The organism is Cryobacterium sp. MP_M3, assembly GCF_015752155.1.
Taxonomy (GTDB): domain Bacteria; phylum Actinomycetota; class Actinomycetes; order Actinomycetales; family Microbacteriaceae; genus Cryobacterium.
Genome location: NZ_JADOVI010000006.1, coordinates 68,651 through 87,583, shown reverse-complemented (window position 1 = coordinate 87,583; position 18,933 = coordinate 68,651). Strand labels below are relative to the sequence as shown.

General features: G+C 69.2%; 18 protein-coding genes. 16 read left to right on the top strand and 2 right to left on the bottom strand.

Translation table 11 applies throughout. The annotated features are described in order from the left end of the window. Position 1: 1 nt before the first annotated feature. From IWX89_RS08935 to IWX89_RS08880, 12 genes are all read left to right on the top strand, one after another. Positions 2–1,072 (top strand): glycosyltransferase, encoded by a 1,071-nt coding sequence (locus tag IWX89_RS08935; RefSeq protein WP_196903206.1) that lies wholly within the window; start codon positions 2–4, stop codon positions 1,070–1,072. Positions 1,073–1,180: 108 nt separating this feature from the next. Then, positions 1,181–2,578: a UDP-N-acetylmuramate--L-alanine ligase gene (murC, locus tag IWX89_RS08930; protein WP_196903326.1), complete on the top strand. Its 1,398-nt coding sequence runs from the start codon at positions 1,181–1,183 to the stop codon at positions 2,576–2,578. Between the two features lie 13 nt (positions 2,579–2,591). Further along, positions 2,592–3,722 (top strand): FtsQ-type POTRA domain-containing protein, encoded by a 1,131-nt coding sequence (locus IWX89_RS08925; protein WP_196903205.1) that lies wholly within the window; start codon positions 2,592–2,594, stop codon positions 3,720–3,722. 129 nt (positions 3,723–3,851) lie between these two features. Beyond that, a complete protein-coding gene (ftsZ, locus tag IWX89_RS08920) occupies positions 3,852–5,042 on the top strand; it encodes a cell division protein FtsZ (protein ID WP_196903204.1) in 1,191 nt (396 codons plus the stop codon). A 19-nt stretch (positions 5,043–5,061) separates the two neighbouring features. After that, complete coding sequence (locus IWX89_RS08915) at positions 5,062–5,769, top strand: YggS family pyridoxal phosphate-dependent enzyme (protein ID WP_196903203.1); 708 nt, start codon at positions 5,062–5,064, stop codon at positions 5,767–5,769. Between the two features lie 36 nt (positions 5,770–5,805). Further along, the gene (locus tag IWX89_RS08910; RefSeq protein ID WP_196903202.1) at positions 5,806–6,360 is read left to right on the top strand and encodes a cell division protein SepF; all 555 of its coding nucleotides are present in this window, start codon (positions 5,806–5,808) and stop codon (positions 6,358–6,360) included. Positions 6,361–6,368: 8 nt separating this feature from the next. Further along, entirely contained in the window at positions 6,369–6,671 is a 303-nt protein-coding gene (locus tag IWX89_RS08905; RefSeq protein WP_134537172.1) for a YggT family protein, read from the top strand. Positions 6,672–6,812: 141 nt separating this feature from the next. Next, positions 6,813–7,463, top strand: coding sequence for a DivIVA domain-containing protein (locus IWX89_RS08900; protein ID WP_196903201.1), 651 nt, complete (start codon positions 6,813–6,815; stop codon positions 7,461–7,463). Next, the gene (lspA, locus tag IWX89_RS08895; protein ID WP_196903200.1) at positions 7,453–8,055 is read left to right on the top strand and encodes a signal peptidase II; all 603 of its coding nucleotides are present in this window, start codon (positions 7,453–7,455) and stop codon (positions 8,053–8,055) included. The genes IWX89_RS08900 and lspA overlap by 11 nt, the downstream gene beginning before the upstream one ends. 7 nt (positions 8,056–8,062) lie before the next feature. Next, positions 8,063–8,983, top strand: coding sequence for an RluA family pseudouridine synthase (locus tag IWX89_RS08890; protein WP_134508445.1), 921 nt, complete (start codon positions 8,063–8,065; stop codon positions 8,981–8,983). A 35-nt stretch (positions 8,984–9,018) separates the two neighbouring features. Beyond that, positions 9,019–12,558 (top strand): DNA polymerase III subunit alpha, encoded by a 3,540-nt coding sequence (dnaE, locus tag IWX89_RS08885; RefSeq protein WP_255548545.1) that lies wholly within the window; start codon positions 9,019–9,021, stop codon positions 12,556–12,558. Positions 12,559–12,580: 22 nt separating this feature from the next. Beyond that, positions 12,581–13,348, top strand: a complete 768-nt coding sequence (locus IWX89_RS08880) for a 1-acyl-sn-glycerol-3-phosphate acyltransferase (protein ID WP_196903198.1) — start codon at positions 12,581–12,583, stop codon at positions 13,346–13,348. 49 nt (positions 13,349–13,397) lie between these two features. Here IWX89_RS08880 and IWX89_RS08875 read toward each other — a convergent pair whose 3' ends face one another. Then, positions 13,398–13,964 (bottom strand): flavin reductase family protein, encoded by a 567-nt coding sequence (locus IWX89_RS08875; RefSeq protein ID WP_196903197.1) that lies wholly within the window; start codon positions 13,962–13,964, stop codon positions 13,398–13,400. Positions 13,965–14,038: 74 nt separating this feature from the next. Here IWX89_RS08875 and hisD point away from each other — a divergent pair, with 74 nt between their 5' ends. Genes hisD through IWX89_RS08860 form a run of 3 tightly spaced genes read left to right on the top strand, consistent with a single transcriptional unit; the run spans position 14,039 to position 16,951 of the window. Next, on the top strand, positions 14,039–15,358 hold the full coding sequence (hisD, locus tag IWX89_RS08870; RefSeq protein ID WP_196903196.1) for a histidinol dehydrogenase: 1,320 nt from the start codon (positions 14,039–14,041) through the stop codon (positions 15,356–15,358). Between the two features lie 10 nt (positions 15,359–15,368). Continuing rightward, entirely contained in the window at positions 15,369–15,881 is a 513-nt protein-coding gene (gene nrdR, locus IWX89_RS08865; protein WP_231383071.1) for a transcriptional regulator NrdR, read from the top strand. 14 nt (positions 15,882–15,895) lie between these two features. After that, positions 15,896–16,951 (top strand): quinone-dependent dihydroorotate dehydrogenase, encoded by a 1,056-nt coding sequence (locus tag IWX89_RS08860; protein ID WP_196903195.1) that lies wholly within the window; start codon positions 15,896–15,898, stop codon positions 16,949–16,951. On the opposite strand, the gene IWX89_RS08855 is transcribed toward IWX89_RS08860, so the two are convergent. Next, the gene (locus IWX89_RS08855; RefSeq protein WP_231383092.1) at positions 16,948–17,988 is read right to left on the bottom strand and encodes an App1 family protein; all 1,041 of its coding nucleotides are present in this window, start codon (positions 17,986–17,988) and stop codon (positions 16,948–16,950) included. The genes IWX89_RS08860 and IWX89_RS08855 overlap by 4 nt on opposite strands. Before the next feature lie 173 nt (positions 17,989–18,161). Here IWX89_RS08855 and IWX89_RS08850 point away from each other — a divergent pair, with 173 nt between their 5' ends. Continuing rightward, entirely contained in the window at positions 18,162–18,827 is a 666-nt protein-coding gene (locus IWX89_RS08850) for a TetR/AcrR family transcriptional regulator (RefSeq protein WP_196903194.1), read from the top strand. Positions 18,828–18,933 lie beyond the last annotated feature (106 nt).

Genomic DNA, 18,933 nt, shown 5'->3' with positions numbered 1-18,933 from the left:
CGTGACCACCTACCTGCTCGCCGGCGGCGGCACCGCCGGCCACGTCAACCCGCTGCTCGCGGTCGCCGACACGATCCGGAGCCGGGAACCCGACGCCACCCTGATCGTGCTGGGAACAAGCGAAGGCCTCGAATCCCGGCTCGTTCCGGCCCGCGGCTACGAACTCGTGATCGTGCCCCGGCTGCCGTTCCCGCGGCGCCCGAACCGGCAGGCGCTCACCTTTCTCGGTCGCCTGAACCACGCGGTAGCCGACCTCACCGAACTGATCCGCGCCCGCAAGGTCGACGTGGTCGTCGGTTTCGGCGGCTACGTCTCCACCCCCGCCTACCTCGCCGCGCGGCGTGCGCGCGTGCCGATCGTCATCCACGAGGCCAACTTCCGGGCCGGCCTGGCCAACCGGCTCGGCGCCTGGTTCACCGGTTTCGTCGGGGTGGCCTTCCCCGGCACCCGGATCCGCCACGCCCGGGTCGTCGGGATGCCGCTCCGCCCCGAAATCGAACGGCTCGACCGTGCGGCGGCACGCCCGGAGGCGCTGGCGGCCTTCGGCCTGGACCCCGACCGACCCACCCTGCTCGTCACCGGCGGGTCGCTCGGCGCCCGCCGGCTCAACAACACGGTCCTGCAGTCCGCCCCCGACCTGATCACGGCCGACTGGCAGGTGCTTCACATCACCGGGGAGAAGTCAGAGGTGGCCGACCCGGGGCTGGACCACTACCGGATGATCGCCTACTGCGACCGGATGGACCTCGCCCTGGCGGTGGCCGACTTCGCCGTCTCCCGGGCCGGGGCCGGCACGGTCTGCGAACTGAGCGCCCTGGGGATCCCGGCCGTCTACGTGCCGTACCCGGTCGGCAACGGCGAGCAGCGCTTCAACGCCGCCGACGTCGTCAGGGCCGGGGGAGGGATCCTCGTCGACGACGCGGACTTCGTCCCCGTGTGGGTGCGGGCCGAGCTCCTGACGGTGCTCACCGACCGGGCCAGGGTCGCGCGGATGGGCGCCGCCGCGGCATCCGTCGGCGGACGCGACGGGTCGGCCCGGATGGTCGACTTCATCCGGAGCGCCCTCGCCTGAGCCTGGGCCGACCCCGGCCATCGTCAATCCGGCATTCGACGGCGACGGCGCGTAACGTAGTTCCCGCACACCCAGCATTTGTCTCCAACCGAGAAGAGCGCAGCAACCGTGATCAAGCCCGACCTGACCCTCACCATTCCCCAGGACCTCGGAACGGTGCACTTCGTGGGCATCGGCGGCTCCGGGATGAGCGGGATCGCGCGTCTGTTCCTCGACGCCGGCCATACCGTCACCGGATCCGACGTGCGCGAGTCGGACAACGTCCTCGCCCTTCGGAAGCTCGGCGCGCGCATCGCGATCGGGCACGCCGCCGAGAACGTCGGCGCCGCGGACACCCTCGTCGTCACCGGGGCGCTCTGGCAGGACAACCCCGAATACGTCCTGGCCAAGGAACGCGGGCTGCCGGTGCTGCACCGGTCGCAGGCCCTCGCCTGGCTCATCCAGAAGCACCGCCTTGTCGCCGTCGCCGGCGCGCACGGCAAGACCACCTCCACCGGCATGATCGTGACCGGCCTGCTCGGCATCGGCCAGCACCCCAGCTTCGTGAACGGTGGCGTGATCGAATCGCTCGGCGTGTCGGCGGCCAGCGGCACCGATGACCTCTTCGTCGTCGAGGCCGACGAGTCGGACGGGTCGTTCCTGCTCTACAACACCGCAGTCGCGCTCGTCACCAACGTCGACCCCGACCACCTCGACCACTACGGGTCGCTGGAGGCGTTCGAGGCCGCATTCGTGGAATTCGCCCAGAAGGCCACGGAGTTCGTCGTCATCTCCTCCGACGACGACGGGGCCGTCAGCGTCACGGGCAAGCTCGAGGGCAAACGGGTCATCACCTTCGGCGAGGCCGCGGACGCCGACGTGCGGGTGCACTCCGTGGTCACCGACGGGCCGGTGCGCTTCGGTGTCGCCTGGGCCGGGCAGGACTACTTCGCCACGCTCCGGATCCCCGGCCGGCACAACGCCATCAACGCGGCCGGCGCGTTCGCGGTGCTCGTCGGCCTCGGCTTCGAGCCGGCCTCCTCCCTGGCAGCGATCTCCGAATTCGGCGGCACGGAACGCCGGTTCGAACTGCACGGCATCGTCAACGGGGTCAGCGTCTACGACGACTACGCGCACCACCCGACCGAGGTGGCCGCGGCCCTCGCCGCCGCGCGCACCGTGGTCGGCACGGGGCGCATCATCGCCGTGCACCAGCCGCACCTCTACAGCCGCACCCGGCTGTTCGCGCGAGAATTCGCCGACACCCTCGAGAAGTTCGCGGACCAGACCGTCGTCCTCGGCGTCTACGGCGCCCGCGAGGACCCGGAGCCCGGAGTGACCGGGGCGCTCGTCTCCGAGAAGTTCCACGACCCGTCCCACGTCGCCTATGTGCCGGACTGGCAGGAAGCGGCCGACTACGTCGCCAGCATCGCCCGCGACGGCGACTTCGTCGTCACCCTCGGCTGCGGCGACGTGTACCGCATCGTTCCCCAGCTCCTCGGCTCGCTCGAAGCGGTCCGCGGATGACCCGCACCTCGGCATGAAGCGGCCCCAGGGCTTCGACCAACCGGCCGCGCCCGAACCCGCCGGTCCGGCCGCCGCCCGCGCCCGCGGCCCCCGGCGCACGACGAAACCCGGGACCGGCACCGCTGGCCGCGCGACGGACGCCCGTCCCGCACCCGGCCGGACGCCCGGCTCCCCGGCCGCCTCCGACCAGACCTCGACCGACCCGATCGTGCTGCCCGGGCCGGGCACCCGGCGCGTCGCCCCCGTCTGGCCGCTCCGACGCCCGACGGAGACGGTCGACCCGCCGGCGACCCCGGGAATCACCCGACCGGATGCCGCGCCCGCGCCCGGCCTGCCCGCCGCGCCGGCCGAGGCACCCCCCGCCGAGGCGCCGCTCACCCCGGCCGGCGCCCGCCGGAAGTTCCGTGCCGCGCGCCGGGCCCGCAAGCTGTATGAGCGTGAGGAGGTGCGCCGCTTCACCTGGCGGTCACGCCGTCGCCGCACCATCTGGCTCGTCTCGCTCGGCATCACCGCGGCACTGGCCGCATTCGTCCTGATCGGTGCGTATTCGCCGCTGATGGCTCTCAAGACCATCGAGGTCGTCGGTGCCAACCGCGTCCCCGCGGCCGAGGTACAGGCGGCGCTCGGCGAACAACTGGGCACCCCGCTGCCGCTGGTCGATTTCACCAAGGTGAAGAAGGAACTGTCCAGGTTCACCCTGATCCGCAGCTACGTCACCGAGAGCCGCCCGCCCGGGACCCTCGTCGTGAGGATCGTCGAACGTGAGCCGATCGGTGCCGTCGTCACCCCGGCGGGCTTCGACCTCGTCGATGCCGCGGGCGTCGTCATCCAGAGCGGGACCGAACGGCCGGCCGGCTATGCGACCATCAACGCGCGCTCCGGTGCCGGCAGCACCGGCTTCCAGGCGGCCGCGGCCGTGATCATGGCGCTGCCGGACGGCATCCGCGGCCAGCTGGACACCGTCACCGCCGCGACGAAGGACGACGTCACCCTCACTCTCGTCGGCGGCGCGCGCGTCGTCTGGGGGAGCGCGGAGAAGTCCGAGTACAAGGCCGTCGTGCTCGCCGCCCTGGTCGTGAGCCACCCGGTCGGCAGCGTCGGCGAATACGACGTGTCCTCGCCCGACAGTGCCGTTCTGCGCTGACTTTTCGCGACACGCGGGCGCGCCTCCCCGAGCCGTGCGAACTGGCGCATAACTTCGAGATCAGGAATTGCATACTCAGCATAACTTTAAACTTCGAGTAAAGGTTTAGAGTTCCACCGGAGGCCGGACGTGTCAACAACAAATCAGAACTACCTCGCAGTCATCAAGGTTGTTGGAATCGGTGGCGGCGGTGTCAACGCCGTCAACCGCATGATCGAGCTTGGCCTCCGCGGGGTCGAGTTCATCGCCATTAATACGGATGCCCAGGCCTTGCTGATGAGCGACGCCGACGTCAAGCTCGACGTCGGTCGCGACCTCACCCGCGGCCTCGGCGCAGGAGCGGACCCCGAGGTCGGCCGCCGTGCCGCCGAGGACCACGCCGAAGAGATCGAAGAGGCGCTGGCCGGCGCCGACATGGTCTTCGTCACGGCCGGTGAGGGCGGCGGAACCGGAACCGGCGGCGCCCCCGTCGTCGCTCGGATCGCCAAGTCCATCGGCGCGCTCACCATCGGTGTCGTCACCAAGCCGTTCGGCTTCGAGGGCAAGCGCCGCCAGGCCCAGGCCGAGGCCGGCGTCGCCTCGCTGAAGAACGAGGTCGACACCCTCATCGTCGTGCCGAACGACCGGTTGCTGGAAATCAGCGACCGCGGGATCAGCATGCTCGAGGCCTTCGCAACGGCCGACCAGGTCCTCCTCGCCGGCGTGCAGGGGATCACCGACCTGATCACCACCCCCGGCCTGATCAACCTCGACTTCGCCGACGTCAAGTCGGTCATGCAGGGCGCCGGTTCGGCGCTCATGGGCATCGGGTCCTCCCGCGGCGCCGACCGCGCGATCAAGGCCGCTGAACTCGCCGTCGCCTCCCCGCTGCTCGAAGCCTCGATCGACGGCGCGCACGGCGTGCTCCTCTCCATCCAGGGTGGCTCCAACCTCGGAATCTTCGAGATCAACGACGCCGCCCGGCTCGTGCAGGAGGCCGTCCACCCCGAGGCCAACATCATCTTCGGTGCGGTCATCGACGACACCCTCGGCGACGAGGTGCGGGTCACCGTCATCGCCGCGGGCTTCGACGGCGGCGAGCCCGGCGCCAAGGCGGTCGAGGTCCGCCGCGCCGACCTGGTCGCGGCAGGCGTGGCAGCCGGCGTGAACTCGTCGGCCGGCGGGGCATCCGTCGGCTCCGGCAGCGACTCGGCGCAGTACGAGGTCGACGAGGCGGCCGGTTCCTCGGTCTGGTCCGGCGTCGAGCCCGGTGCGGCCGTGGCCGACCCGGCCTTCGAGGAAGACCCGGACGACCTGGACATCCCCGACTTCCTCAAGTAAGAAGACGGCGACCAGCTAGATGAACGAGCCGGACGTGGTTTCCGGGGCCCCGGCCGAGCCGGGTCTCCGGGAGCGCCTCGCCCTCGTGCGGGGGAAGATCGCCCAGGCGGCCGCCTCCGCCGAACGTGACCCCGCTGAGATCACCACCATCGTCGTCACCAAGTTCCACCCCGTCTCGCTGATCGAGGAACTGCACAGCCTGGGCGTGAACGACGTCGGCGAGAACCGGCACCAGGAGGCCCAGGCCAAAGCCGCGGCGCTGGCCGGACTCGGCCTGACCTGGCACTTCGTGGGCCAGGTCCAGGGCAAGAAGGCCAAGCAGGTGCGGGCCTACGCGCAGGTCATCCACTCCGTCGACCGTCCGTCGCTGGTCGACGCCCTTGCCTCCGACGAGTCCACGGTCGACTGCTTCGTGCAGGTGAACCTCACGGACGACCCGGCCCGCGGCGGCGTGGCACCCCCCGACCTGGACGCCCTCCTCGAGCGGGTGCAGGCCACCGCGGGGCTGCGACTGCTCGGCCTGATGGCCGTGGCTCCGCTCGGCGTCGAACCGCGCCGGGCGTTCGCCCGCGTGCGTGAGCTCGCCGAGCAGGCCAGGCGCGTCGCTCCCGAGGCCAGGTACCTCTCGATGGGGATGTCCCAGGACTACCCCGACGCGATCAGCGAAGGGGCGACACACCTTCGAATTGGCACGGCAATCACCGGGAATCGCCCGGTACTCGGTTAATCTGAGAACGTAAGAATCATCAACCCGGAGGTCGAGATGTCCAACCCGCTCAAGAAAACCATGGTTTACCTGGGTCTGGCAGACGAAGAGCTGGAATACGAGGCGCCTGCGGCTGCCCCGGCCGCCAATTCGAACTCCGCTGTGGCACACTCCGCCAACGCGCACTCCGCCGCTCCGAAATCCGCCGCGCCCCACTCCGCCGCCGGGGGGTCGTCGCACTCCGGCGCCACCCACGGTTCGGCCGGCCGTGCACCGGTGACGCCGCTGCGCAAGACCTCCACTCCCAAGAATGTGGCTGCCTCAGAAATGAATGAAATCCTCACCGTCCACCCGCGCCAGTACAAGGACGCCCAGGCGATCGCCGAGTCCTTCCGAGACGGGATCCCGGTCATCATCAACCTGTCGCAGATGAGCGATGCGGATGCCCGGCGCCTGATCGACTTCGCCAGCGGCCTCTCGCAGGGCCTGTATGGCAAGATCGAGCGCGTCACGGCCAAGGTCTTCCTGCTCTCCCCGTCGCACGTCGTCGTCTCCGGGGACAACGCGGGTGAAGAGCCCGACGCCGAGGCGTCGTTCTTCGCACAGTCGTAAACCTCCCCGTGTTCGTCGTTTCACTGCTCGGCACGGTCGCGTACTACGCCCTGTTGCTGTATTTCTTCATCATGTGGGGTCGGTTCATCGTCGACCTGGTCCGCAGTGTCAATCGGGCGTGGCGGCCGACGGGGTTCGTCCTCGTGCTCGTCGAGCTGGTCTACTCGGTCACCGACCCGCCGGTGCGCTTCTTCCGCCGGATCATGCCCCCGCTCCGACTCGGCCCGATCGCGTTCGATTTCGGCTGGAGCCTGACCATGCTCTGCGTCATCGTCGGAATGTGGATCGCCGGGGCCCTCGTTCGGGTCTGAATACCGCCCGCCACCGTCAAGGCATGTATTCTTGACCGGTGGCGTGCCGGGCCGACGCGGAGCGACATGGGTCGGTCCTTGGTACGTTGGAAGAACTCAATCAGAAATGTTCGCAAACTCAAGTTTTAAGGGTGGAAAGCCATGGCGCTAACTCCGGAAGATGTAGTCAACAAGCGGTTCCAGTCGACGAAGTTCCGTGAAGGATACGATCAGGACGAAGTAGACGACTTCCTCGACGAGGTCGTTGTCGAGCTGCGTCGCCTCACCGCGGAAAACGAGGAGCTCCGAGCTCGCGTCTCCGGTGGCGGAACGGCCGAGCCCGTTGTCCTGGCCGAGGCCGTCAAGGCTCCTGAGGTCGCCGCTGAGCCCACCCCGGCTCCCGTCGCCGCTCCGGTCGTCCCGGTTGTCGCCGCGGTCGCCGAGCCGGTCGATGAGACCGCCGGCACCACCAACCTGCTGCAGCTGGCTCGCCGCCTGCACGAGGAGCACGTCAAGGAGGGTGCCGAGAAGCGTGACGCGCTCATCGCCGAAGGCCACGCCACTGCCGCGCGTCTGGTCGCTGAGGCCGAGGCCAAGCAGCGCGCCCAGATCAACGCCCTCGACAAGGAGCGTTCGGTCCTCGAGAACAAGATCGAAGACCTGCGCACGTTCGAGCGTGAGTACCGCCAGAAGCTGAAGAGCTACATCGAGAGCCAGCTCCGCGACCTCGACGCCACCTCCCCGGTCGGCGCGAACGCCGGCAGCGATTCGGGCAACGCCCCGAAGCCGAGCTTCCAGGGCTTTGGCGCCTAAGGACGGAGCGAAGAAGCGCTCCAGCGCGCTTGTCGTTCTGGTCCTCGTCGCGCTGGGCATCTACGCGCTGGACCAAATCAGCAAGTATCTTGTCGTCACCGGTCTTGCCGAGGGTGACACCGTCCGGGTTCTGAACGATGTGCTCCAATTGCACTTCGTCCGGAACCCGGGCGCTGCGTTTTCCCTGGCAACCGGGATGACCTGGATCTTCTCGATCATCGCGGTCGCCGTGGTGGTGTTCATCGTCTGGTTCGCGGGGCGCATCCGCTCCCTGGCCTGGGGCCTCGTCTTCGGACTCCTCCTGGGCGGCGTGCTCGGAAACCTGACGGACCGGCTGCTTCGTGAACCGTCCTTCGGTCTCGGCCACGTGGTGGACTTCATCTCGACCCCGTGGCTCATCCCGGCCATTTACAACGTCGCGGACATGTCGATCGTGACGAGCATGATCATCTTCATGTGGCTCACCATCCGGGGCGTCGGCCTCGACGGCCGCCGGGGACCTGCCCCGGAAGCCGCAGCGCCGGAAACCGCAACCCCGGCATCCGGAACCCCCGATTCCCCTGCTCCGACCCCCACCCAGTTAGCACCCTGACTCACCCATGGAAACACGCTCTCTTCCCCTTCCCGACGGCCTCGACGGCGTTCGCGTCGACGCCGGCATCGCGAAGCTGTTCGGGTTCTCCCGGAGCTTCGCGGCCGAGGTCGCCGAGGCCGGCGGGGTGGAGCTGAACGGCGCCGTCGTCGGCAAGTCCGACCGGCTGCACGGCGGAGCGTGGCTCGAGGTCAACTGGCAGCCGCGTGAGGCCCTCACCATCGTGCCGATCCCGGTGCCGGACCTGTCGATCGTGCACGACGACGAGAGCATCGTCGTCGTCAACAAGCCCTCGGGCGTTGCCGCGCACCCCAGCGTCGGCTGGACCGGGCCGACCGTGCTCGGGGCGCTCTCGGCCGCCGGCTACCGGATCGCGACCTCCGGCGCCGCCGAACGCGCGGGCATCGTGCACCGGCTGGACGTGGGCACCAGCGGGCTGATGGTCGTCGCCAAGTCGGAGGCGGCCTACACGGCCCTCAAGCGGGCCTTCCACGACCGGGAGGTCGAGAAGATCTACCACGCGGTCGTCCAGGGGCACCCTGACCCGCTCGCCGGTACCATCGACGCCCCTCTCGGGCGCCACCCTCGCTCGGACTGGAAATTCGCCGTCGTCGCCGGCGGCAAGGATTCGATCACCCACTACGAGACCCTCGAGGCGTTCCGCTCGGCCTCACTGCTGGAGGTGCATCTGGAGACCGGGCGCACCCACCAGATCCGGGTGCACATGGCCGCCCAGCGGCATCCGTGCGTCGGCGACGCCATGTACGGGGCCGACCCGTCGATCACCGCCCGTCTCGGCCTGACCCGGCAATGGCTGCACGCGAAACAACTCGCCTTCCACCACCCCGACTCGCGCGAGTGGGTCACCTTCAACGCCGACTACCCGGACGACCTCGCGCACGCGCTCGACGTGCTGCGGGACGCCTAGCCCGCAGCGACCACTCTCAACACCTCGGAGCCGTTTTGTCCCCTCAGAATAAGTCGGGTGGATCGAAGGATTCGTTCGTCCACCTGCACGTGCACAGTGAGTACTCGATGCTGGACGGTGCGGCGCGGGTCAAGCCGCTGATCAACGCGGCGGTCGAGCAGGGGATGCCCGCCGTCGCGATCACCGACCACGGCAACGTGTTCGGTGCGTTTGATTTCTGGCGCACCGCCACCGAGGCCGGCATCAAGCCGATCATCGGCACCGAGGCGTACATCACCCCCGGCACCGACCGCCGGGACAAGACCCGGGTGCGGTGGGGCACCAACGGGCAGAACCGGGACGACGTCGGCGGTGCCGGGTCGTACACGCATATGACGCTTCTGTCCGAGACCACCGCGGGAATGCACAACCTGTTCCGGCTGTCGTCGAAGGCCAGCCTGGAGGGCTACTACTTCAAGCCCCGGATGGACCGCGAGCTTCTCTCCGAGTTCTCCGCCGGGCTGATCGGAACGACCGGCTGCGTCGGTGGCGAGGTGCAGACCCGCCTGCGCCTCGGCCAGTACGAGGAGGCCAAGAAGGCCGCCGGCGACTTCCAGGACATCTTCGGCAAGGAGAACTTCTTCTGCGAGATCATGGACCACGGCATCGACATCGAGCGCCGCACCATGACCGATCTGCTCAAACTCGCCGGCGAACTCAAGCTTCCGCTCGTGGCCAGCAACGACCTGCACTACACCCACGCGCATGACGCGACCGCCCATGCGGCCCTGCTCTGCGTGCAGTCGGCCTCGACCCTCGACGACCCGAACCGGTTCAAGTTCGACTCGGACGAGTTCTACCTCAAGACCGCCGCGCAGATGCGGCACATCTTCCGCGACCACCCGGAATCCTGCGACAACACCCTGCTCATCGCCGAACGCTGCCAGGTGGAGTTCAACACCCAGGCCAACTACATGCCCCGGTTCCCGTGCCCGGAGGGCGAGAACGAGGAGAGCTGGTTCGTCAAGGAGAACGAGATCGGGCTGGCCAAGCGCTACCCGAACGGGATCCCCGCGGACGTGCGCAAACGCGCCGACTACGAGATCGGCATCATCATCCAGATGGGCTTCCCGGGCTACTTCCTGGTCGTGGCCGACTTCATCATGTGGGCCAAGCAGCAGGGCATCCGGGTGGGGCCCGGCCGTGGCTCGGGCGCCGGTTCCATGGTGGCCTACGCGATGGGCATCACGGACCTCGACCCGCTCGTGCACGGCCTGATCTTCGAGCGGTTCCTGAACCCCGACCGCGTCTCCATGCCCGACTTCGACGTGGACTTCGACGAGCGCCGCCGCGGCGAGGTCATCCACTACGTCACCGAGAAGTACGGCGAGGAGCGCGTCGCCCAGATCGTCACCTACGGCACGATCAAGGCCAAGCAGGCGCTGAAGGACGCGTCCCGGGTGCTGGGATTCCCGTTCGGCATGGGCGACAAACTCACCAAGGCCATGCCGCCGGCGATCATGGGCAAGGACGTGCCGCTCACCGGCATGTTCGACAAGGACCACCCGCGGTACCGGGAGGCGGCCGACTTCCGCGCCGTGATCGAGTCCGACCCCGAGGCCCGCACCGTCTTCGACACGGCCCTCGGGCTGGAGAACCTCAAGCGCCAGTGGGGAGTGCACGCCGCGGGCGTGATCATGAGCTCCGACCCTTTGATCGACATCATTCCGATCATGAAGCGTGAAGCGGACGGCCAGGTCGTCACGCAGTTCGACTACCCGGCCTCCGAGGCCCTCGGCCTGATCAAGATGGACTTCCTCGGGCTGCGCAACCTCACCATCATCGACGACACCCTCGACAACATCGCGGTGAACCGCGGCCATCGGCCCGTGCTCGAGGAGCTCGGGCTCGACGACCCGGCCGCCTACGAACTGCTCGCCCGCGGCGACACCCTGGGCGTGTTCCAGCTCGACGGCGGGCCGATGAGATCACTGCTGCGACTCATGAAGCCTGACAACTTCGAAGACATCTCCGCCGTGATCGCCCTGTACCGGCCTGGCCCCATGGGCGCCAACTCCCACACCAATTACGCGCTCCGCAAGACCGGCCAGCAGGAGATCATCCCGATCCACCCTGAGCTCGAGGAAGCGCTCCGGGACGTCATCGGCACCACCTACGGCCTGATCGTGTACCAGGAGCAGGTCATGTCCATCGCCCAGAAGTTGGCCGGCTTCTCCCTCGGCCAGGCCGACCTCCTGCGGCGCGCCATGGGCAAGAAGAAGAAGTCCGAGCTGGACAAGCAGTTCGAAGGCTTCTCCGCCGGGATGAAGGCCAACGGCTACTCGATGGACGCCGTGAAGACGGTCTGGGACATCCTGCTGCCGTTCTCCGACTACGCCTTCAACAAGGCCCACTCGGCCGCCTACGGGGTGCTCTCCTACTGGACCGCCTACCTCAAAGCCAAGTACCCGGCCGAGTACATGGCGGCCCTGCTCACCAGCGTCGGCGACTCCCGCGACAAGCTGGCCCTCTACCTCAACGAATGCCGGAGGATGGGCATCCAGGTCCTGCCGCCCGACGTGAACGAGTCGATCGGCTACTTCGCGGCCGTCGGCACCGACATCCGGTTCGGGATGGGGGCGGTGCGCAACGTCGGCTTCAACGTCGTCGACGCCATCCGGCTCACCCGCACGGACAAGGGCGCGTTCGAGTCGTTCCACGACTTCCTGCGCAAGGTTCCGATCCAGGTGGCCAACAAGCGAACGGTCGAATCGCTGATCAAGGCCGGCGCCTTCGACTCGCTCGGCGCGACCCGGCGCGGCATGGTCGAGATCCACGAGGCCGCGGTCGAGTCCGCTGTCAAGATCAAGCGGGACGAAGAGCACGGAATGGTCGGCTTCGACTTCGACAGCCTCTTCGACGACCCGCAGGAGACCGAGCAGGTGCCCGACCGCCCGGAGTGGAGCAAGAAGGAGAAACTCGCCTTCGAGCGCGACATGCTCGGCCTGTACGTCTCCGATCACCCGCTCGCCGGGCTCGAAATCCCGCTGGCCAAGCACGCCAGCACCACCATCGTCGACCTGATGGCCTCCGACCAGACCCAGGATGCCGACACCGTCACGATCGCCGGCCTGATCACCAGCGTGCAGCACCGGATCGCGAAGAAGTCGGGCAACCAGTACGGCATCATCCAGGTCGAGGACTTCGGCGGGGAGATCGCCGTGATGTTCATGGGCAAGGCGTACCAGGAGTTCGCCCAGGACCTGATCAGCGACTCGATCGTTGTCGTGCGAGGCCGGGTGAGCATGCGGGACGACGGAATGAACCTGCACGCGTACAGCATCTTCGCGCCCGAGCTGGGACAGGCCTCCGACTCCGGACCGCTGGCCATCACGGTGGCCGAAGCCCGGGCGACGACCGACACGGTCACCGCGCTCGGCGAGGTGCTCGGGCGCCACGGCGGCAGCTCGGAGGTGAGGCTCAAACTCGTCAAGGGCACGACCGCCCGCGTGTTCGAGCTGCCGTTCCGGATCACGATCAGCGCCGACCTGTTCGGGGAGCTGAAGAGCCTGCTCGGGCCATACTGCCTCACCTGACGCAGGGTTGTAGCCTTGGACCATGACAAGGCGCGCCAGGGAACCGATCTACAGCACGGCCATCGGGGCAGGGCGGGCCGTGTTCTCTCTGCTGCGCCTCAAGCCGTCGGTCACCGGGCTCGCCAACCTTCCGGACACCGGGGGAGCAGTCCTGGCCATCACCCACTTCGGCTATGCGGACTTCGCCCTCGTCGAGTGGATGACCTGGCACCGGAACCGCCGGCACATCCGCTTCCTGGCCAAGAAGGGCGCGTTCGACCAGCCCCTCGTCGGCCCCCTGCTGCGCGGGATGCGCCACATCTCCGTCGACATGAAGGCCGGGGCGGCAGCCTATGTCCAGGCGGTCGAGGCACTCCGCGCCGGTGAACTCCTCGGCGTGTTCCCGGAGGGCGGCGTGAACGCGTCCTTCACGGTGCGGTCGCTCAAATCGGGTGCCATTCGGATGGCAGCGGAGGCAGGGGTCCCCGTCGTGCCGATCGCGGTCTGGGGTGGGCACCGCCTGCTCACCAAGAACCACAAGCCCTCACTGCGGGACGCCTTCCGGGCGCCGATCGCCTTCGCGATCGGCGAACCGATCCAGGTGCCGGCCGACGCGGATGCGCATCAGCTCACCCTGCTACTGCACGAGACCCTGCAGCTGCTCGTCGACGGACTGCAGGAAAGCTGTCCGGAGGACGGCGCCGGGGCCTGGTGGCAGCCCAGGCACCTGGGTGGCAGCGCCCCGACCCCGGAGGAGGCCGCGATCGTCGAGGCGGAACGCCGCCGGTTGCGCGGCCTGCCGCCGGTCTGAACCGCCGGTCTGAACCGCCGGCCCGGTTCGCAGGGTCAGCTCGTCAGGGTCAGACCTCGGCGCCCGGCACCCGGTAGGCGCGCTCGTGGTAGAGCAGCGCGTCGTCGTTCTCGCCCATCCCGCCCTCTTCGATCTGCACGATCACGACCGCGCTGTTGTGCACGAGTACCCGGTCGACGATCCGGCCGACCATCCACGACGTCACCCCGGTGAGCACAGGCAGCCCGTGCGGGCCGGGCGCCCAGTGGTCGCCGACGAAACGCTCTTCCTGCGGCCCTGACAGCTTCTGGGCGAGGGCACGGTTGCGTGCCCCGAGGATGTGGATGACCACCCGGTCGTTCGCCGCGATGGCCGGCCAGGTGCTGGCCGAACGCGCCATGTTGAACGTGGCCAGCGGCGGCACGGACGCCAGCGACGCCAGCGACGTGGCGGTGAACCCGACCGGGGTGCCGTCCTCGCTCAGCGAGGTGATGACCGCGACCCCCGCTGCATGGCGCCGGAACGCGTGTTTGAAGGCCGCGAGGTCCTGGGGCGCGTTCGGGTCGCCCTCCAGGGGAGGTGCCGCGGTGGCGGGAGTGGTGGCCGGTGATGTCTCTGGTGCCTCGGTGTCGTTCATGGTGTTTGAATCAAGCTCCTCGCCAGCCAGCCTATTCCCGTACACGGGGAGGTTCGTCGCTAGGCTGGTCAGAGATGATCCAGACTATTGACCTTCGGGGCACCAGGCCCACTCCCGCCGAACTGCTGGCCGCCGTGCCGCGCGCGGCCACCAGCGTGACCGTCGCCAGCGACGTCGCCGCTGCCTTGATCGACGATGTGCGCGCCAGGGGAGAGGCAGCACTGCTCGACCAGGCCGAGCGCCTGGACCGGGTGCGTCCCGCCCACGTGCGGGTTCCGGCGAGCGAGATCGCCGAGGCCGTGGCCGGGCTCGATCCCGACGTGCGCACCGCCATCGAGGAGACGATCCGGCGGGTGCGGATCGCGAGCGCCGCGCAGGTGCCGCCGCGCGTCACCACCACGATCGCCGACGGCGCCGTCATCACCCAGCGCTGGCAGCCGGTCAACCGGGTGGGGCTCTATGTTCCCGGCGGCAAGGCCGTCTACCCGTCCAGCGTCGTGATGAACGTCGTGCCGGCCCAGGTCGCCGGCGTCTCGTCGCTCGCGCTGGCCTCGCCGCCGCAGAGTGACCACGCCGGCCGGGTGCACCCCACGATCCTCGCCGTCGCCGGGCTGCTCGGCGTGCACGAGATCTACGCCATGGGCGGCGCGGGCGCCGTCGGCGCCTTCGCCTACGGCGTCCCCGGGCTCGGCCTCGACCCGGTCCAGCTCGTCACCGGCCCCGGCAACGTCTATGTCGCCGCAGCGAAACGCCTCGTGCGAGGGGTCACCGGGATCGACTCCGAAGCCGGGCCGACCGACATCCTGGTGATCGCGGATGCCGCCGCCGACCCGCGGCTGGTGGCGGCGGACCTGGTCAGCCAGGCCGAACACGACGAGCTGGCGGCAGCCGTGCTCGTCACCGATTCCGCCGCGCTGGCGGATGCCGTGTCCGCCCGCCTCGACGACCTGGCCACGACGGCCACCCACAGCGTGCGGGTCACCGCAGCGCTCTCCGGACGCCAGTCCGCGATCGTGCTCGTCGACGACCTGGCCGCGGCCGCCGCGTTCAGCAATGCGTTCGGACCCGAGCACCTGGAAATCCAGACCGCGGACCCGCAGGCCGTGCTCGAGCTGATCGACAACGCCGGGGCCATCTTCCTCGGCCCGTATTCCCCGGTCAGCCTGGGCGACTACGTCGCGGGCTCGAACCACGTGCTGCCGACCGGCGGCCAGGCCAGGTTCTCCTCAGGCCTGGGGGCGTACACCTTCCTCCGGCCGCAACAGGTCGTCGACTATAGCCGGGAGGCGCTGCTCGCGGTCGCCTGCCACATCGCGGCCCTCTCCGACGCCGAGGCGCTGCCCGCCCACGGCGACGCCGTCACGGCACGGTTCAACGCCGGCGCGGAACGGTAGGCTAGGCCAAATGTTCTGCCCGTTCTGCCGCCACCCGGACTCCAGGGTCATCGACTCGCGCACGAGCGACGACGGGCTGTCGATCCGGCGCCGGCGCCAGTGCCCCGAGTGCGGGCGCCGGTTCAGCACCACCGAGACCGCGAGCCTGAACATCATCAAGCGCAGCGGGGTCGTCGAACCGTTCAGCCGGGACAAGATCGTGTCCGGGGTGCGCAAGGCGTGCCAGGGGCGACCGGTCACGGACTCCGACCTGGCCATGCTCGCCCAGAAGGTGGAGGAGACCATCCGCCAGACCGGTGCCTCCCAGGTGGACGCGAACGACATCGGCCTGGCCATCCTCCCGCCGCTGCGGGACCTGGACGAGGTCGCCTACCTGCGCTTCGCCAGCGTCTACCAGGGCTTCGACTCGCTCGAGGATTTCGAATCCGCGATCGCCCAGCTGCGCACCGGGCACGTCGAGGGGCTCGGCACCGACCCGGCCGGCCCGCCCGCCGGCTCGCCGTCCGGCACGCCAGAAGACTAGGCCGGCACACGACCGTGTACCCCTTCTTCTTCAGGACCGTGCTCTCCCGGCTCGACCCGGAACGCGCGCACCATCTCGCCTTCAGCGTGATCCGGGCACTGCCCGTCCTCGGTGTCGGACGTCTCGTTCGCAGGTTCACCGCGCCGGCGCCCGGCCACGGTGTTGACGCGCTCGGGTTGCACTTCGACTCGCCGTTCGGCCTGGCCGCCGGGTTCGACAAGGACAGCAAGGCCGTGATCGGCCTCGGCCAACTCGGTTTCGGCCATGTCGAGGTCGGCACGATCACGGCCGTCGCCCAGCCCGGCAACCCGAAGCCGCGGCTCTTCCGCCTGATCGCCGACCGTGCCGTGATCAACCGGATGGGCTTCAACAACGACGGCGCGGCGGCGGCGCGGGTGCGCCTCGCCCGGGTCCTGGCCGTTCCCGGCCGCCCCGTGCTCGGCATCAACATCGGCAAGAGCCGCGTCACCGCGGTCGACGACGCCACCGCCGACTACCTGGCCAGCGCCGCGCTCCTCGCGCCCCTGGCCGACTACCTGGTCGTGAACGTGAGTTCACCCAACACGCCGGGCCTGCGCGGGCTCCAGGAGCTCGACCAGCTGGCCCCGCTCCTGCGCGCGGTGCAGGCGGAAGCCGCCGGAACGCCGCTGCTGGTCAAGATCGCCCCCGACCTCAGCGACGAGGAGGTCACCCGGATCGCCGAACTCGTGGTCGGGCTCGGCCTCGACGGCATCATCGCAACGAACACGACCATTTCGAGGGAGGGTCTGGTCGCGGATGCCGCCACGGTCGCCGCCGCCGGGGCCGGCGGCCTCTCCGGGGCCCCGCTCCACGCCAGGTCCCTGGCCGTGCTGCGCCTGATCCGCGCCTCCGTGCCCCGGGAGCTGTGCGTCATCTCGGTCGGCGGCGTCGAGACGGCGGAGCAGGTCGCCGAGCGCCTCGCGGCCGGAGCGACCCTGGTGCAGGGCTACACCGCGTTCCTCTATCGTGGCCCGCTCTGGGCCCGCCAGATCAACCGCGGGCTGGACCGCATCCGCGCCGCGGAAGCAGGCTGGACGCCGGCAGGCTAGAGCAGGCCCTGCTCGGCCAGCTGGGCGGCCAGGCTGGAGCCGTCGGGTCCGTAGATCCACCGAGGATCGTGCTTCTCCTCGACGGCGTCCTTGGCCCGTCGTCCGGCGAGGACGGCCTCACTCGGGGAGAGCTGGCGGATCAGGACGGCCTCGACGCTGCCGGGGAAGTCACGCTGGAACTCGCCGTAGATGGCCTCGTCGTGCTGGCCGTCGTCCCCGATCAGGATCCAGCGGATCTCCGGGAACTCCTGGGCGAGCCGGCGCAGGTTGGCGCGCTTGTGCTCGCGCCCGCTCCGGAACCAGCGGTCGTGGGTGGGACCCCAGTCCGTGAGCAGGAGCGCCCCGGCCGGGTAGAGGTTGCGGGAGAGGAAACGGGTCAGCGTGGGGGCGACATTCCACGCCCCGGTCGAGAGGTAGATCATCGGGGCGCCGTCGGAGGTGGCCGCCAGCCGGTCGAGCAGTACCGCCATCCCGGGGGTGGGGACCCGGGCGTGCTCGTCGAGCACGAACGTGTTCCAGGCCGCCAGCAGGGGGCGGGGGAGCGTCGTGACCATGACGGTGTCGTCGACATCGGAGATGATCCCGTGGTGCACGGTCGGGGCGACGATGAAGAGGGGCGCTTCGACCGGGGTGGACGCATCCGCGTGCACCTCCGTGTGCAGCCGGGCCACATGCCAGCCGGGGGTCAGGCTCACCCGCACCACGGTGTCCACGACTCCGCCGCGGTCCGCCTGCACCCGGTGGACCTGGCCGTTGATCTCAATGGTCACGGTCACGTCGTTGACAGGCACGCTGGTGAAACTGCGCCAGCCGCGGATGCCGGCGTCACGCCGGTCGGAACGCCAGCGGAGCCGGGTGCTCGCCGGCTTGGCCGGCCTGGCCGGTTTGGCCAGGAGCACACGGCAGAGGATCCGCACCCATTCGGTGGACCCGTAACCGGTGTACGGAATGACCGTGGGCAGGTAGCCGCGCTTGCGGGCGAATCCTTCGCGGGTCCCGTGCAGCCAGTCCTCGATGCGCGCCGCACGGTGCATCATCATCGCAGGGGTGACCGTGGTCGGTACTCGGGATGACTTCGGCACAGTCCCTAGTCTGGCATGCGCCACGGCCGCACGGCGTGGCGCGGCCCCCATTCCGGGGCTGATGCCCGTCGCTGGCAGGCGAGCGGGACTCAGCAACGTAGGATTGGGGCTTACTTCAAGGAGGACAAGTGTCACTCAGTGACCTTTTCGGTGGGGATCCTGTCGTGTCGGGCCAGCAGGTGCGGATCGAACCCACCCAGCAGCGCAGCACGGCCCGTCTGTCAGGGCTGCTCGATGCAGCCGCCGTCGTCGTGGACGAGGTGGGGTTCGACCGCATCACGACCGCGATGGTCGCTGAGCGCGCGGGGGCGTCGATCGGCACTGTGTACCGGTACTACCCCGACCGGGTGGCGGTATTGCAGGCCCTGCGCGAACGCGCGGTGCTGCGGTTCCGGCAGCGCGTGGTCGAGCAGCTTCGCAGCAGCGGGCCGGAGAACTGGTGGGATGCCGTGGACTGCGCCGTCACGGCGTTCGTCGACCTGTACCGCTCAGAGCCCGGTTTCCGGATCGTGCATTTCGCCGACCGGGAACGCACCCCGATCAGCGGCAGCGAGGAACTCGAGTCGGGCTACTTCGCCCGTCAGCTGGCGGGCGTGCTCGCCGAGGAGTTCGGCCTGCACGGTGGCCCTGAGCTGATCTTCCGGCTCGAGGTGACGGTCGAGATGGCGGACTCGATCCTCTCCCGCGCCTTCCACAGTGACCCGAACGGCGACGAACGCTTCATCGCGGAGTGCCGCCGGGTCATGCGCGACTACCTGGTCGGCTATTACGGGCCGGTCGCGGCCAGCGTCTGACCACCCAGCGTCTGACCGGTCGGCGCCGACCGTTTCGCCGTCAGCGGATAACATTCTGCAATCCACTGTGCCGTTCGGCGACGAAGGATGGTTGTGTTAACCCTCT

Coding starts and splice junctions, on each gene's coding strand:
- IWX89_RS08925 (WP_196903205.1), top strand. CDS start 2,592: ATGAAGCGGCCCCAGGGCTTCGACCAACCGGCCGCGCCCGAACCCGCC.
- IWX89_RS08915 (WP_196903203.1), top strand. CDS start 5,062: ATGAACGAGCCGGACGTGGTTTCCGGGGCCCCGGCCGAGCCGGGTCTC.
- IWX89_RS08910 (WP_196903202.1), top strand. CDS start 5,806: ATGTCCAACCCGCTCAAGAAAACCATGGTTTACCTGGGTCTGGCAGAC.
- IWX89_RS08900 (WP_196903201.1), top strand. CDS start 6,813: ATGGCGCTAACTCCGGAAGATGTAGTCAACAAGCGGTTCCAGTCGACG.
- IWX89_RS08890 (WP_134508445.1), top strand. CDS start 8,063: ATGGAAACACGCTCTCTTCCCCTTCCCGACGGCCTCGACGGCGTTCGC.
- IWX89_RS08880 (WP_196903198.1), top strand. CDS start 12,581: ATGACAAGGCGCGCCAGGGAACCGATCTACAGCACGGCCATCGGGGCA.
- IWX89_RS08875 (WP_196903197.1), bottom strand. CDS start 13,964: ATGAACGACACCGAGGCACCAGAGACATCACCGGCCACCACTCCCGCC.
- hisD (WP_196903196.1), top strand. CDS start 14,039: ATGATCCAGACTATTGACCTTCGGGGCACCAGGCCCACTCCCGCCGAA.
- nrdR (WP_231383071.1), top strand. CDS start 15,369: ATGTTCTGCCCGTTCTGCCGCCACCCGGACTCCAGGGTCATCGACTCG.
- IWX89_RS08855 (WP_231383092.1), bottom strand. CDS start 17,988: ATGATGCACCGTGCGGCGCGCATCGAGGACTGGCTGCACGGGACCCGC.